The following is a 16,911-nucleotide window of genomic DNA, read 5'->3' as shown; positions in this document are numbered from 1 at the left end:
TGTATGGCTACAGCAAGCTATCAAAAATTAAATAGGAGTCCGATAGAATTCCATATTAATACTCAGGAGCAAAAAGCCAGACTAGCAATCCAGTATTGAGCTAAGTAGGTTAGCATTGAAAATCGTCGTTATGGCACTAGGCAAGAGGCAATACTTCGACTTCGCTCAGTAACCAGAGGCAAGAGTGAAGAGGGTTTGGGCGATTTTACTTTTCGTTACATATTACTCTTCGAGAAGCCGCTTCGCGTCTACGGTTTTTTTCCGTTCACCTACTTAATACTCTTCTGAGTCTTTAAATATTCCGAATTCTGAGTCGTAAATTTTTACGATTGATTATTCAAAGATACCATCTTTCCATAGTTCTAAGACTTCGTTAGCTGTAAAGTAACATTCTTTTTCCATTGCCAGAGATTTGATGACGGAACGCATTTTTTCATACTGCTTTCTAGATTGAGGATTTTGCAGTTGTTTTTCAAATAGATATTGGAAATTACTGACTCCACTCCATTTGCCAAAGACAACATCTATTTTGTTATGTGGAAATACTGCATAGCTCTTGGGATCACGAAACAAAGAATTAACATGAATACCTGATTCGTGGCGTTGTGCAGTTTGAGAGTAAGGAGATGCGGGACGAATCCCCAGTTGCTCAATATAATTAGTCACTGCGGCGATCGCATCATAGTTGATCCCCTGGACTTCAATGCCAAACCGGACTCGCAACCCATTTAACACCTGCTCAATGGCAACATTTCCGGCTCGTTCTCCAATCCCGCAAAACGTCCCCGATACTAAAGTCGCTCCCGCCATCAGAGACTGGAGAGTATTTTCCAGTGCCAATCCTATATCATTGTGGTAGTGTACCCCCAGTCCTACCCCAGTAGTGGATTGCAGCAAATCATGAATCCAGATATAACTCTTTTCTGGATTTAGCACCCCTACTGTATCACACAGTAAAAAGTTTTCAATATAAGGACTGCATGAGCGAATACATTCCACCAAAAAGTCAAAATCCGCTCTAGAAGCATCCTCCGCAGCAAAATTGACTCTGAGTCCGGCCACTTTTGTGGCATAGTGCAAATTTTCTACAATGACATTAATAGCATTCTGACGAATTCTATTGATGATTGCAGATGGGATATCATCATCAATTGTTTTTCCTTGGAATTCGCTCATGAGGCGAATTTGGGGATCTCGCAGAAACAGTAGACGATCAGAAACAGCATGAAACAAAATAATGCGCTTAACTCCGCAGTTCTTCGCATGATCAATATACTCTTTTCCCATCATCGTAGAAGCAGTGACAACACCATCCAATCCCTCTGATACTAATGTTTTAACCAGTTTAGCCTCCTGTTCATAAACATAGGGCATGATGCAAAGTTCATCAACTCCTGTTTGGGCAATCAGATGAGCCAGTTTGTGTTTGGTGGGATAAGAGAAAAAAATGCCTACTTGCTGTTCTCCATCCCGGAGGGTTTCGTCGGAAATTTTAATCGGAAGAGTTTGCATTGTTTTATACCAATTTAAAATTGAAAATCAAGAAAATTAGAATTAAGTCATCATTAACCGTAAGTTTGAAGTCAATATGTTTACATTGGGTTCATGAAGCATTTGACCGTGGGTTCCAGGTACAGATATCACCTTGACGTGATTTTGAGTGTATGCCTGCCATCCCCAGTCCGGTAAGTCGTAATCAGTAAGCGTTTGGAGTTCTCGCACCAGTATTTCCGGCACGTCTTCAGCGCGGAATAAAACAATCGGGGCAGAAATGGGATGAGCAGGCTGATAATCTACGTAATTGAGCGTCTGTACTCTCATAATTTGCATATTAGTTTTAAGTAAATCAAGGCTGGCGTGTTCCGGTAGGACATTATGACGGTATAAATAATCTGCCGCCAAATCCCAACGGGCTTGGTCATCGCGTTGAGCCGCTAAATCAGCGTATTCTAAACCGAAAGAAACTCCTTTTAAAGCTTCGATTCGTTGGATTATTTGCCAAATCCAATCAATATCTGCTCTATTTTTGAAATGTTCCGGATTAGAAACCAATCCCGAATCCAAGATAGCTAGTAAACTCACCTTTTCACCTTGCTGCTCCAGTTGGGAAGCTATTTCAAAAGCGACACTACAACCGGAAGAGTACCCCAGCAATATATAAGGTCCTTGGGGTTGTTGTTGACGTAATTGGGCAATCAGTTGACTTGCGTGGTCAGCTACTGAGTGAGGAAGTATGCTCAGTCCGTCTCTTCCTGGTGCATCGAGTCCATAGACAGGATGTTCAGTGCCTAAATTGATTGCCAAATCTCGAAAATAGAAACCGTGTCCGTTGGAGCCAGATACGCAAAATAGGGGGGTGGCATCTCCTAGAGGCTGAATCGTTACTAAATCAGGATTTGACTCTTGAATCTCCCTATTACCTATGTGTTGTGCCAGTTGAGCAATAGTAGGATTCTGAAATAAACTTTTCAAGGCCAGTTGTTGTCCCAACTCTTGTTGCACAAGATTGAGTAATTTGACTGCCAATAAAGAATGGCCGCCCAAATCGAAAAAGTTATCATGAATGCCAATTTTTTGACGTTCAAGAAGAGCAGACCAAATTTGCGCTAATTGTGCTTCGACTTTGTGGCGCGGGGGTGTGTATGCAGCTTGAACGCTAATATTAGGAACAGGTAAAGCTTTCCGGTCAATTTTGCCATTGGGAGTTAAAGGTAACTTGTCCAATACGACAATTTGAGCAGGAATCATGTAATCAGGTAAACTCGATTTGAGGTAATTTTTCAAATCACTGCAAAAATCATCATCAATTCCCGTTACATAAGCAATTAAACTTTGGTTATTCTCAGTTTTATTTACAGTTACAACAGCTTCTTTAACTAATGGATATTGTAATAAAAGTGATTCAATTTCCCCTAATTCAATCCTAAAACCCCGTAATTTTACCTGCTCATCCATGCGTCCTAGATATTCTAAATTGCCATCATCTCTCCATCTTGCTAAATCCCCAGTTTTATAAATTCGCTCAACTTGACTGAATAATTCCACTTCAATAAATTTTTCGGCAGTAGTTTCAGGACGATTCAGATAACCTCTAGCTAAACCCACACCCGCAATGCACAATTCACCAGGAATAGTAGGGGGTAATGGTTGATGATGTCTATCTAAAATGTAAGTGCGGAGATTAGATAACGGTTGACCAATTAGTGGTTTTTTCCCATCGGGTTGACAAACAGCTATACTGGTACAAACTGTAGATTCTGTTGGTCCATAACCATTAAAAAAACTTCTTCCTTTTGCCCAACGGTTAACTAATTCTTTGGAGCAAACTTCACCAGCAGTAATTAAAATTTGCAAATCAGGTAAGGTGGCTTGAGGTAACAAAGATAAAACTGAAGGTGGGATAGTAAGATGAGTAATTTTGTGTTCAGTTAAAAAGTCAATCAGTTCTTGACTAGGTAACAAGGTTTCTTTTTTTGTTAGATACAAACAAGCACCTGCAGAAAGAGTAGGAGCAATTTCCCAAATGGAAGCATCAAAACTGAAATTAGCAAACTGTAGTACACGACTTTGGGGTTGAATTTGCAAAATTTCATCAACTGCCAAAATTAAATTTACCAGTCCTTGATGTTCAATCATTACCCCTTTGGGTTTTCCCGTTGAACCAGAGGTATAAATGACATAAGCTAAATTATCAGGCGTACTTTGAGGACTGGGATTTGCTGTTGATTCTTCAGCCAAATTTTCTGCATCTAAACAAATTACTTGCGGGGAGTTTACCAGTTCATTTAATGGTAATTTATTTAAGATCAAACTTTGGGTTAACAATATAGATATCCCAGAATCTTCTAACATGAATTGAATCCGTTCTGGGGGATAATTAGGGTCAATCGGTACATAAGCACCACCGGCTTTGAGGATACCCAGTAACCCAATAATCATTTCTAGTGAGCGTTCAACACTAATACCAATTAAGGTATCTGGTTGAATTTGGTGATTTTTCAGTAAATAATGCGCTAGTTGGTTGGCTTTTTGGTTTAGTTGTTGATAATTGAGGATTTCCGATTCAAAAACTACAGCAATATTATGAGGATTTTTGGCAACTTGTTCTGCAAATAAATCAACAAAAGTTTTATCTTGAGGATAATCAGTTTGAGTTTGATTCCAGCGTTGTATTTGTAGCAGTTCCGTTGCTGTCATCAAAGGTAAAGTATTGATTGATTGGTGTGGATGATCAATAATTCCCTTCAGCAGCACTGTAAACTGTTCCGCCATGCGTTGGATAGTACCCCGTTCAAACAAGTCTGTAGCATATTCCCAAGAGCAATTCAACTGGTTGTCAGATTCGGTTACTAACAGCGTTAAATCAAACTTAGCGATCGCACCCTTGACTCCCAGCAATTCAGTATCTAACCCTGATAAATCCAAATCTGGACTAGCATTATTTTCCAGAGTAAACATGACCTGGAATAAAGGGTTATAGCTCATACTGCGTTCTGGTCGTAACTTTTCTACCAGCACATCAAAGGGAACGTCTTGATGAACATAAGCATCTAAACAAGTTTGGCGAGTTTGTTGTAAAAACTCAATAAAACTTAGCTCTAGTTTGATTTGCTGACGCATAACCAAAGTATTCACAAAAAAGCCAATTAACCCTTCAGTCTGGCTATGGGTGCGGTTAGCAATGGGAGAACCAATACATAAGTCTTCTTGCCGACTGTAACGAGATAGTAAAATGCTCAAAGTAGCCAACAAGGTCATATATAAACTTACGCCTTGCTGTTGGCTAAAAGCATTAACAGCAGCAGTTAATTCCGGTGTAAGAGCATAGATATAGCGATCGCCTCTGTAACTTTGCTGTGCTGGACGGGGATAATCTGTAGGTAATTCCAGTAATGGGGAAGCATCACCTAGTTGATGTTTCCAGTAATTAATCTGCTTTTCTAATACTTCTCCTTGTAACCAGTGGCGTTGCCAAGTTGCATAGTCACTGTATTGAATCGGTAAAGGAGCAAAATTCGGGGTCTTACCTTGAGAATAAGCAGTATAAGCCTGCCATAACTCCCGCAAAAATACTCCCATTGACCAGCCATCACTGATAATGTGGTGCATATTGATGGCCAAGACAGATTTTTGCTCCTCCAATTGCAGCAGTTTAGCTTTAAATAAAGGGCCAGTATTTAAGTCCAAGTGTTGTTGTGCATGAGCGTCAATTAAATCTTGGATATTTGGGCATTGGGTATCTAAATCAAGCTCTCCCTTGTTCCCAGTCCCTAATTCCCGGCAATCTTGTACTGTTAAAACTGCGATTTCGTCTAAACTGCGGATGGCAACTTGTGGTTGTCCGGCAACTGTGGGAAAATACATCCTCAGACTCTCGTGCCGATTCAGCAGATCAGCCAAACTAGAATGTAGGGCATCAATATTCAGGTTGCCGTTCAGTTGTAAAGCGATCGGCATATTGTAAGTAGCTGATGACCCTTGGAGTTGTGCTAATAGCCAGAGACGTTGTTGAGCAAAGGACAGAAGCTTGGGAGAGTCAGCACTTAAAGCCGGAATTTCCGCTGTAGAAACAGCTTGTGTTTTAGCAGCTTTCAAGAAAGCGAGAATATCTGCCTTCTGGTCTTGAATTTCCTGCTTGAGTTCAGCAGTGAGGGCGTTTTTGCTAGTACGAATCCGTAACTTATCATCTTCAGCCCAAATTCGGCAGCCCATGTTCTGCAAACGCAGCATTAAAGAAACTATTTGCTGATTTTGTGTTATGGTCATAGTTCAATTTCCTCTTCGTCTGAGTTTAAAGGTTGTATATCTGTGGTTGTCGAATTAACCCAAATGCAGCTATCTATATAATTTGCCAAGTCAATGATAGTAGGAGACTCAAATACTTGACGCAGTGGCAATTCTACTTTGAAAGTGTCACGAATGCGGTAGCAAAGTTGGGTAGCTAATAAAGAATGTCCTCCCAAGTTGAAGAAGTTATCTTGTCGGCCTATGACCTCATATTTCAATAACTTCGCCCAAAGTTGAGCCAGCAATTTTTCGGTCTCCGTTACAGGCAACTCAATATCTGTGACTGCAACTTTTGGATCTGGTGCAGGTAAAGCTTTTCGGTCTACTTTGCCATTATGTGTCAGTGGCAGTTTGTCCAAAACAACAAAATGACTGGGAATCATATAATCAGGCAGGGTTTTCTCTAAAAAGTCCCGCCATTCTGCTAATAAAGCTGGATCAATTTGATTGGTACGATATTGCAACGGTTGATTAGCGTAATTTTGCCAAGGTTTCAGCCGCCAATTGCCTTTTGTCGCAAATCTTGGGATTTTGTCTTCTTCAAAGATATGCCGTTGAAAAACAACATCGTAATCAGAAAATCCTGTGGAGCTATATTGGATAAAAGCCTTATAGGGCAAATCTCGCGCTAAATTTCGGAATGCTTCCGGTTCTATCCCTGATTTGACTTGGGCAATTGCCGCTTTTAAATCTGTGACAGTACCATCTAATTGAGGAATTTGTGCTAACAACGCCATTTCTGAAGTTAGACGTGCATTAGGAATACTCTTAATCCCTAGTAAATCTGGTTGCTCGGTTGTTAAAATTCTCTCAATTGTTGCCAGATTTAACTGTTGTTCTTGCCAATCTAAGCATTGAGGTTGAGTTAGGGGAATATCTACTTGATCTAAATGTAAAATAACATCATAACGAAAACGACTCATTTCCGTATGACTGTAACCCCGTTTTAATTCAATTTGGACGTGACTAATCCGAGAAAATCTTTGCTTGAGAGCGATAAAGAAATCAGGGTCAATCAGCAATTCTTCTTCCGTGCGAATCCTGTTTTGAATTTTTTGGCGCAAGTCCTGAATTGATAAGTCATCAGGGGCGCGATAAAATTCTGTGGTGGTGTGGAAAGCTGATAATAAATGGAGATTTCGCACGTCCCCAATCAATATTTTTCCCTGATGGCTCACAGTTTTGATTGCCCCTGCAATTACTAACAACAAGTAATCTAAAGAAGGGAAATACTGAATTACAGAATTAATGATTACCAAGTCATAAACATTGGATTCAATGCCATCAAACTGGTTAGCAGCACTTTGTTTTAAAGTAACTTTGTTTTGGAGAGATTGCTGTTTGAGATGTTGTTCAATATACTGCAATCCGCTCGATGCAAAATCTGTACCTAAATAATGTTGACAATGGGATGCAACTTTAAATAATAACATCCCTGTTCCGCAACCAATTTCCCAAACTCGTTTGGGTGCAAGTTCTAAAATTTGGTCAACTGTTGTATCACGCCATTCTTGCATGGCTGATCGCAAAATTGGCTCTCCTGTGTAGCTATCCTTCCAACCTGCAAGATTCAAAGTTGGATCATCGGTTGGTGTTGTTTGTTGAGTGTAGCTATCATTAAAAACTTGTTCCCACAATTCTACCTGTTCACTTTGGCTGGTATAGTCGCTTTCTGTTGTGGGGACAACATAAGTAACTAGACGTTGATAGCATTCGCTGTCTTCCCGCACCAAAACAACCGCTTCCTGAATTTTGGGGTGTTTGAGTAAAGATGCTTCAATTTCACCTAATTCAATCCGGAAACCCCGCAATTTGACTTGATGATCGATCCGCCCTAAATATTGCAAATTACCGTCAGGTAGCCATCGGGCTAAATCACCAGTTTTATAAATTCGCTCAGTTTTACCAAATAATTCTAATGTGATAAATTTTTCGGCAGTTAAATCGGGACGATGCAAATAGCCCTGTGCTAAACCTGCACCCCCAATGCACAGTTCCCCAGGAACACCGGGGGGCAGGGGTTGATTAGCATGATCTAAAATATAGATGCGAGTGTTGGCGATCGCTTTGCCAATGGTAGGTTCGTGCTGGGCATTTTTGGCAACTTTCGTAAATGTTGAATAAGTTGTGTCCTCAGAAGGTCCATAGAGGTTATAAACTTCTTGTACAGATGTATTTTGATATAAAGCTTGTACCAAGTTATTTCTTAAGGGTTCACCCGCTAAATTAATAACCTGTACACTGGACGGAATTACATTCATATTCAGGAGTTCAGCCGCCGCACTCGGTACAGTATTAATCAAAGTTATCGGGATCGAACTCTGATGTGCTTGCTCAATGTAGAGCGCATTTTCCACCAAAATTACACTCCCCCCTTGAGTCAGGGGGACAAAAATTTCAAAAATGGAGAGATCAAAACAGATTGAAGTTGATGCTAAAACACCTGCAAGCTGTTCTGTACTAAAGACTGAATGCGCCCAGTTTACAAATGCTACCGCACTAGCATGGGCAATAGCAACGCCCTTAGGTTTGCCTGTAGAACCAGAAGTATAAATTACATAAGCTAAGTCATCAAAACGAATGAATTTTTGAGGATTCTCTGTTGGGCTATCGCTCCAGGTGGGTTGATCTAAAAATACTAATTGGCAGGTACTTTTGAGTTTTTCTAAGGGAAGTTGCTGTGGCAGAGATTTCGTTGTCAGTAATACCGCAGCATGACTATCTTCGAGCATTAAATGAATGCGTTCTTGGGGATAACTCGGATCAATTGGTAGGTATGTACCACCTGCTTTGAGGATCGCAAATATGCCGATCAGCATTTCCAGCGATCGCTCCATGCAAATCGCCATCAATGGGGGATCAGATAATTGTTGCTGACTTTTGAGTTGCAATAAATAATTTGCTAGGCGATTCGCTTTTTGATTGAGTTCTTGATAACTCAAGCTTTGATCTACCGACACTACTGCAATTTGATCGGGCGTTTTTGCAGCCTGATTTTCAAACAAACTCACCAAAGTATGATTTTGAGGGTAATCTGTCTCAGTTTGATTCCAAACTTGCAGTTGTTGGATTTCTGCGGGGGTGATGATGGGTAGCTGATAAATCGGTTGTTGGGAATTTTGAACTATTGCTGTGAGCAAAACTTCAAAATGTGCCGCCATGCGCCTAATGGTTGATGCCGCAAATAAATCTGTGGCATATTCCCACATACAGTGTAGTTGCTCGTCTCTTTCGCTCAAATCTAGCAGGATATCAAACTTGGCAAATGGGAAACTTTGTTCTAAGTATTGAATCTCCAGCCCTGGTAAATGAACCTTCGCCCCTGCGCCAACCGCATTTTGCAACACCATCATCACTTGGAACAAGGGATTGTGGCTGAGACTGCGTTCTGGTTGTAACTTTTCAACTAAATACTCAAAAGGAATGTCTTGATGAGCATAAGCATCTAAGCAAGTTTGGCGAGTTTGTTGCAGTAACTCACTAAAGCTTTGCTCTGACTTGATTTTGCTTCGCAATACTAAGGTATTGACAAAAAAGCCAATTAACCCTTCTGTATAGCTATGGGTGCGATTAGCGATCGCAGAACCAACACATAAATCCTCTTGGCGGCTGTAACGGGATAGTAAGATATTAAAAGCAGTCAACAGGGTCATAAATAAACTCACCCCTTGTTGTTGACTAATAGCTTTAAGTTTCTGAGTCAGTTCTTTGCTCAAAGAAAATTCTTCCCGCTCACCTTGGTAACTTTGTTGCGCTGGACGGAGATAATCAGTGGGTAATTCCAGCAAGCGAGGCGCATCCCCTAGCTGTTGTTGCCAATAATTTTCTTGAGTTAATAAGGTTTCCCCTTGTAACCAACTGCGCTGCCAAGCTGCAAAATCACTATATTGAATCGCTAATGGTGACAAGTTCGGCACAGATCCCGCAGCATAAGCAGTATAAGCTTGTTCCCATTCTCGCTTAAATACTCCCATGGACCAGCCATCACTAATAATGTGGTGCATATTAATTAGCAGGACATTTTTCTGCTCACTCAGTTGCAGCAGTTTCGCTTTGAACACTGGACCAGTATTTAAGTCAAAGGATTTTTGAGCGTGAAGATCAGATAAATGTTGCACAGTTTCCCCTTGAGTTTGGGGAGGGAGTGCTTGTAAGTCGGCAATTTCTAATACTTCTATATCTTCGACATTTTTAACTACTACTTGGGGTTCTCCCTCCAAAGTAGGGAAATAAGAGCGTAGACTGCTATGCCGTTCTAGCAGATAAGTTAAACTTTGCCGCATAGCTTCTAAATTTAGGTTGCCATCTAGTTGAAAGGCCACTGGCATATTATAGGTAGAAGAAGTTCCTTTCGCTTCCAGTTGAGCGATAAACCAAAGTCTTGATTGGGCAAAAGACGGAGTTTTTGGTTCATTTTCTGGCTGGGGTGAAATGGGAGGTAAAGCAACACTCGCAGATGCTTGATCAATTTCCCTCGCTAACTCAGATAAAATGTTTTGCTCAAATATCTTACGAACAGGTACTTCTACCCCGAAAATATCACGAATTCGGGTAACTAATTGAGTTGCTAACAGGGAATGTCCACCTAATTCAAAGAAGTTATCAGAACGACCAACAGATTTAACTTTTAATAAACCTTGCCATAAACTAGCGAGTAGTTCTTCTGTGGGAGTAACTGGTATTTCCAAATCAGAGGAAGTAGCAGTGTGTGGTGCTGGTAATGCGCGGCGATCTAGTTTACCATTAGCAGTCAGAGGAAATTGATCCAAAACCATAATCTGGCTAGGAATCATATAATTTGGGAGGCGATTTTTGAGGTATTCCCTCACTTTTTCAGCTACATTGGCGGATTTTTCTGTTGCCATAATATAAGCTACTAATCTAGGATTATTATCAATTTCATACAAAATGACAACAGCTTCTTGAACTAATGGATGTTGTAATAACAGTGATTCAATTTCTCCGAGTTCAATTCTAAAACCCCGTAATTTTACTTGCTCATCAATCCGACCCAAATATTCTAAATTCCCCTTAGCATTCCATTTTGCTAAATCACCAGTTTTATAAATGCGCTCAGTTTTACCGAATAAATCAATTTCCATAAATTTTTCGGCTGTAATTTCAGGACGATTGAGATAACCTCTAGCTAAACCAACCCCAGAAATACATAATTCTCCTGGTATTCCTGGAGGTAATAGTTGATTGTTTGCATCTAAAATATAGATATTAGCATTAGGTATTGGTTTACCAATTGCTGGTTTTTCGCCATTGGGTTGACAAAGATAAATAGCTGCGGTCACAGTAGATTCTGTTGGACCGTAGCAATTATATAAATGTTGTTCTCTTCCCCATTGACTTACTAATTCAGCCGGACAAGCCTCTCCTCCAACAGTTAAACATTGTAAATCAGGGAAACTCGCCTTTGGTAAGACAGATAAAGCTGAAGGTGATAAAAAGCCGTGAGTAATTTTGTGTTCAGTTAAAAAGTTAACTAAGCTTTGACCAGGTAACAAAGTATCTTTATTGCCTAAATATAAACAAGCACCTGCTGATAAAGCAGTCGCAATTTCACCAATAGATAAATCAAAACTAAAAGACCCAAATTGCAGTAAGTGGCTGTAATTTTGAACTTGAAAAGTTGTAGTCCAGGCTAAAGCTAGATTGACAATTGCCCGATGTTCAATCATTACCCCCTTGGGTTGTCCTGTTGAACCGGAAGTATAAATAACATAGGCTAAATTATCAGGCTGGCTTTGAGAATGAGGATTATCTGTTGTTTCTTGAGCAAAATTTTCTGGATCTAAACAAATAACTTGAACAGAATTTTCTAAATTATCTAAAGGTAATTGCTCTAATAAAAAACTTTGTGTTAGTAATACCGATATCTCGGAGTCTGCTAACATAAACTGAATCCGTTCTTGGGGATAATTGGGATCAATTGGTACATAAGCACCACCAGACTTGAGGATACCAAGTACACCAATAATCATTTCTAAAGAACGTTCAACAGCAATACCAATTAATTTATCTGGTTGAATTTGGTGATTTTTTAGTAAATAATTAGCTAATTGATTGGCTTTTTTATTCAATTGTTGATAAGTTAGCTGCTGAGATTCAAAAACTACAGCAATATGATCAGGATTTTTAATAACTTGTTGTTCAAATAAGTCCACTAAAGTCTGATCGCGGGGGTATGATGTTTGAGTTTGGTTCCAATTTTGTAGTTGCTGAATTTCTGTTTCTGTCAGCAAGGATAGAGTATTAATTGGTTTATTTGGATGATCAATAATTTGCTTCAGTAGAACTTCAAAATGTCCCACCATTCGTTGGATTGTTTCAGATTCAAATAAATCAGTCGTATATTCCCATTCTCCTGTTAAACCTTGCGGTGTTTCTCGGAAAATTAACGACAAATCCAACAAAGTCGTTGTATTTTCCCATGTAAATGGGGTCAGGGTTAATCCATTGGTTGACAATATTTCTTGAGTTTCATTTTGAAAACCAAAAACAACTTGAAATAGGGGATGATGAGAAAGCGATCGCTCTAATCCCAGTTCATCAACCAGTTTTTCAAAGGGCAAATCCTGATGATCATAAGCATCCAGAGTTACTTGTTTGACTCGTTCCAGTAATTCTTTAAAAGTTGGATTCCCTTGTAGATTAGTTCGCAATGCTAGAGTATTGACAAAAAAGCCAATTAGTGACTCTGTTTCCTGGCGGTTACGATTAGCGATCGCTGAACCAACTACAATATCTTCTTGTCCAGTGTAGCGTGAAAGTAAGAGCGTAAATACTGTCAATAAAGTCATAAACAGAGTTGTTCCTGACTGTTGACTTAAATGCTTCAACTGCTGAGTTACATCCTGATCAAGTTGCAAAAACTGACTACTTCCCTGATAGGTTTGCGTGGACGGGCGGGGTCGGTCTGTCGGCAATTCTAACAGCGGCGGAACTGCGGCTAATTGTTTTTGCCAGTAATTGAGTTGATTTTGCAAAACATCGCCCTGTAGCCATTGTCTTTGCCAGTGGGCAAAATCCGCATATTGCAGCGATAATTCTGGCAGGGGAGACGATTCTTGTTTACAAAAAGCAGTATAAAGGGTGAACAATTCCTGACGGAAGATTCCCATTGACCAACCATCACAAACAATGTGATGAATGACAAGCAACAATAAATGGGATTGGTCAGCTAGTTGCAACAACTTTACCCGCAGCAAAGGCGCATTTGATAAATCAAAGGACTGTTGTAATTCTGTTGTAGCTAAATGCTGGGCTTTGCTTAACTGATCTTCTGCTGTTAATTGTCGCCAGTCCAGCACTTGCATTTTCATTTGCGGATGAGGATGAATCACCTGTATAGGTGACTCATTGATCACACAAAAATTAGTACGTAATACTTCATGACGGTGGACAATTGCTGTTATAGCTTGTTCTAAAGCATTGATATTCAGCAATCCGCTAATTTGCCAGAAAAATGGGACATTATAGACGCAGTTTTCGCCTTCTAGTTGGTCAATAAACCACAGTCTTTGTTGAGCAAAAGAAAGAGGCAAAAATTGATCCCTTGATACTGGTGTAAGCTGTGGAGATTGTTGTTGTTTTTTTAGTTTTTGTAAGACTAATTCTCGCTTTTCTGGTGAAAGATTTTCCAGCCGTTTTAGTAAATCGCTCATATAAGTAAGTAGGGTTTGCTGAAAAAGTTGTCTGTGAGGGCTAGGAGTCAGGAGTCAGGAGTCAGGAGTCAGAAGTCAGGAGGAAGAATTAGAAGAAGAGAAGAATAGTATTGAATCTATTCGACATATTTTCGCTCCTGGTGATTTGATATTTAGTATCATCAAATTGCTAAATTAAATTATCAAATAAATTATCAAAACATTAATGCTTGTGTTACCTCTTCATCTGATAACCCATCAACTTCGCCTAAAATCTGAGCGAGGGCATCATTTTCTGCTTGTTCAATTTGTTGTTCCATAACCTTTTGGGCAAGTTCAGCAATTGTGGGATTCTCAAATAAATAACGTAAAGGAAAATCTAGAGAAAAGGCTTCTCTTAATCGAGAAATCACTTGAGTAGCGAGTAAAGAATGTCCTCCTAACTCAAAAAAGTTATCATAAATTCCCACCTGTTTTAATTTCAAAACTTCAGTCCAAATTGTTGCTAATTCTTGTTCTGTAGCCGTGCGAGGCAGCACAAAATCAACCTCTACATTTCTTTGGAAACCTTCGGGAATAGGCAAACCAAGGCGGTTGACTTTACCATTAGGAGTGAGGGGAAATGCTGCCAGAACTACGAAAGCAGTAGGTATCATGTAATCTGGTAGCTTTTCCTTGAGGAAAGTTCGGAGGCTGCTAGAAGTAGGTGAATTATCCTTCGTAACCAAATAGGCTACTAGGAATTTCTTCCCTGACTCATCTTCCCGTGCAATAACTAGAACTTGTTTGATGTCAGGATTTTGCATCAAAACTGCCTCAATTTCTGCCAATTCAATCCGAAAACCGCGAATTTTTACTTGGGTATCAATTCGACCGATAAATTCCAGATTTCCATTAGGTAGACGGCGGACTAAATCTCCGGTTTTGTAAAGGGTATCTCCTTGAATAAAGGGATTAGGAATAAACTTTTCACTGGTTAATACGGGCTGATTTAAGTAACCCCTCGCAACACTCGCACCACCCACATAAAGTTCACCAGGGATACCAATTGGCACTCGATGTAAATTTTCATCTAATATGTAAACTGTGCGATCGCCAATGGGTTTACCAATAGGAATAGAATGGATATTTTCAGTAATTTGTTTAGGAATGGCATAACAACAGGTAAATACTGTACATTCTGAAGGTCCATAACCGTTAATTATTTGCGTTTCTGGCAAGATTTCTAAAGCGCGACGAACATGATCTACAGAAATAGATTCTCCCCCAATGAGTAGTTGTTTAACTCCCGATAACCCTTGTGGCATTGTATCAATCATCAGATTGAAGAAAGCGGAAGTTAGCCAAAGGATATTAATTCCTTGTTCTTGGATAATGCGGGTTAAGCCTGCTGGTGTGGGAATTTTCTCTGGATAAAGCACACAACGTCCACCGTAAAGTAATGATGGCCAAAGTTCTAGCGTGAGTGCATCCCAAGAAATTGATGAATGTTGTAGCCAAATTTTTTCTGCATCAAGGTGAACATAATCAACTTCAAACATAAAACCCATGAAGCTACGATGAGGAACTTCTGTACCTTTTGGTGTTCCTGTCGAGCCGGAGGTATAAATGATATAAGCTAAATTTTCTGGATTAACTTCACTGTTTAAATTGTCTTGTTTGTATTGGGCAATAATTTCCCAATCTGTGTCAAGATTCACCACAGTTTGATTATTCAGTGGTAGTCCATTTTGTAAATGAGTTTGTGTTAGTAAGATCGGTGTTTGTACATCTGCCACCATGAACTCTAATCTTTCGGGAGGATAAGCTGGATCTAGGGTAAAATAAGCCCCACCAGCTTTGAGAATGGCCAGAATACCGATGACCATTTCTAGGGAACGTTCAACACAAATTCCCACTCGGACTTCGGGTTTAACTCCCAGTGATTGCAAATAATGGGCTAATTGATTGGCGCGGTTATTTAATTCTCGATAAGTTAAATGTTGTTGTTCATATATAATTGCTATTGCATCAGGGCTTTTTTCTACCTGTTCTTCAAATAAAACATGAACACATTTGTAATTAATAGTATTTGTTGCTTGTTGATTTTCTAGCAGCATTAATTCTTCTGCTTCGGCTGCACTCATTAGAGATAAGTCAGAAATATTTTGTTGTAAATTAGCTGCCATTCCTGTTAGCAATGTCAGGAAATGTCCAATCATGCGAGCAATTTTCTTGTCGTCGAAGCAGCTAGTATCATAAACAATTCTGCCAGCTAATTGCAAACCAGGATTAATAACTATCGTTAGCGGATAATTTGTGCGTTCAAAACAACTAATATGACTAATTTCTAAAGTTTTTCTGGTCTCTTGTGGGGAAGAATCTAATGGATAATTTTCAAAGACTAAAAGACTTGCAAATAGTGGCAATCCGGGGAGAATATCACTCTGATTTTGAATTTCTGCGAGAGAACAATAAGCATACTGTTCTTGTTCTAATGCTTGGGTTTGTAATTGCTTGAGCCAGGGTAATAATTCTGTCTTGTTGGTAACTTTGACTCGGATGGGGAGAGTGTTAATTAATAGTCCTACCATTGAGTCTACTTGCTCCAGGGTCGGTGGACGACCGGATACAGTTGCACCAAAGATGACATCACTTTCCCCACTGTAGCGGGAAATTAATAACCCATAAGCTCCCTGTACCAAATTATTCAAGGTTAAATGGTGCTGTCTGGCCATACCTTGTAATTTTTCAGTAACAGTTGGCGATAATTGGAAATGCTGCTCATGATATGTTCCCTCTCCCCTATTTCCTCCCAACAAGGTAGGAGTTTCAAAACCCTGGAGAGTTGTTTGCCAAAATCTCTTGGCTTGATCAATATCCTGTTGTTGTAACCAATCAATATATTCTCGATAGGGACGAACAGGTTGGAGGTATAAATGTTCGCCTCGCTGTTGTGCTTCATAGAAAGCTAAAACTTCTTTGAGGATAATCTGCATTGACCAGCCATCAAATAGAATATGATGATGACTCCAAATAAGTTGATAGGTCTGCTCTGTTAATTGGATGAGGGTGAAGCGCATTAAGGGAGCAATACTCAGATCAAATCCTTTTTGGCGATCGCTCAACAAAAAATCCTCTAAGTTATTTTGTTGTTCATCAGCTGTGAAATTTCGCCAGTCTATTTTCATCCATGGGATATCCACTTGCTTACTTACCATTTGCAAGGGCTTTTCTATCTCCTCCCAATAAAAAGAACTGCGTAATACTGAGTGTCTCGCCACAACTTGTTCCCAAGCTTTTTGGAACGCGGGAAAGTTCAATTCCCCAGAGAGGATACAAAGCAACTGCTCAAAATAAACTTCTGATTCGGGTGCATAAAGGGTATGAAACAACATCCCTTGTTGCATGGGCGAAAGTTCATAAAGGTCTTGGATATTTTGCATGAAATTACCTCTGAATTGGGAATTGGGAATTGGGAATTGGGAATTAG

4 protein-coding genes are annotated in these 16,911 nt (G+C 39.8%); all 4 read right to left on the bottom strand.

Annotation, left to right across the window (positions count from 1 at the left end):
* Positions 1-333: 333 nt before the first annotated feature.
* Positions 334-1,512, bottom strand: a complete 1,179-nt coding sequence (locus tag ANA_RS05060) for an AptE protein (protein WP_015078980.1) — start codon at positions 1,510-1,512, stop codon at positions 334-336.
* Positions 1,513-1,554: 42 nt separating this feature from the next.
* Positions 1,555-5,766, bottom strand: a complete 4,212-nt coding sequence (locus ANA_RS05055; protein ID WP_015078979.1) for a non-ribosomal peptide synthetase — start codon at positions 5,764-5,766, stop codon at positions 1,555-1,557.
* Positions 5,763-13,460 (bottom strand): non-ribosomal peptide synthetase, encoded by a 7,698-nt coding sequence (locus ANA_RS05050; protein WP_015078978.1) that lies wholly within the window; start codon positions 13,458-13,460, stop codon positions 5,763-5,765. The genes ANA_RS05055 and ANA_RS05050 overlap by 4 nt, the downstream gene beginning before the upstream one ends.
* A 194-nt stretch (positions 13,461-13,654) precedes the next feature.
* Complete coding sequence (locus tag ANA_RS05045) at positions 13,655-16,864, bottom strand: non-ribosomal peptide synthetase (protein WP_015078977.1); 3,210 nt, start codon at positions 16,862-16,864, stop codon at positions 13,655-13,657.
* Positions 16,865-16,911 lie beyond the last annotated feature (47 nt).

This window comes from Anabaena sp. 90 (assembly GCF_000312705.1).
GTDB lineage: Bacteria > Cyanobacteriota > Cyanobacteriia > Cyanobacteriales > Nostocaceae > Dolichospermum > Dolichospermum lemmermannii.
The sequence above is the reverse complement of the archived record's forward strand: the minus strand, read 5'-3'. Positions and strand labels throughout refer to the sequence as shown.

Coding starts and splice junctions, on each gene's coding strand:
- ANA_RS05060 (WP_015078980.1), bottom strand. CDS start 1,512: ATGCAAACTCTTCCGATTAAAATTTCCGACGAAACCCTCCGGGATGGA.
- ANA_RS05055 (WP_015078979.1), bottom strand. CDS start 5,766: ATGACCATAACACAAAATCAGCAAATAGTTTCTTTAATGCTGCGTTTG.
- ANA_RS05050 (WP_015078978.1), bottom strand. CDS start 13,460: ATGAGCGATTTACTAAAACGGCTGGAAAATCTTTCACCAGAAAAGCGA.
- ANA_RS05045 (WP_015078977.1), bottom strand. CDS start 16,864: ATGCAAAATATCCAAGACCTTTATGAACTTTCGCCCATGCAACAAGGG.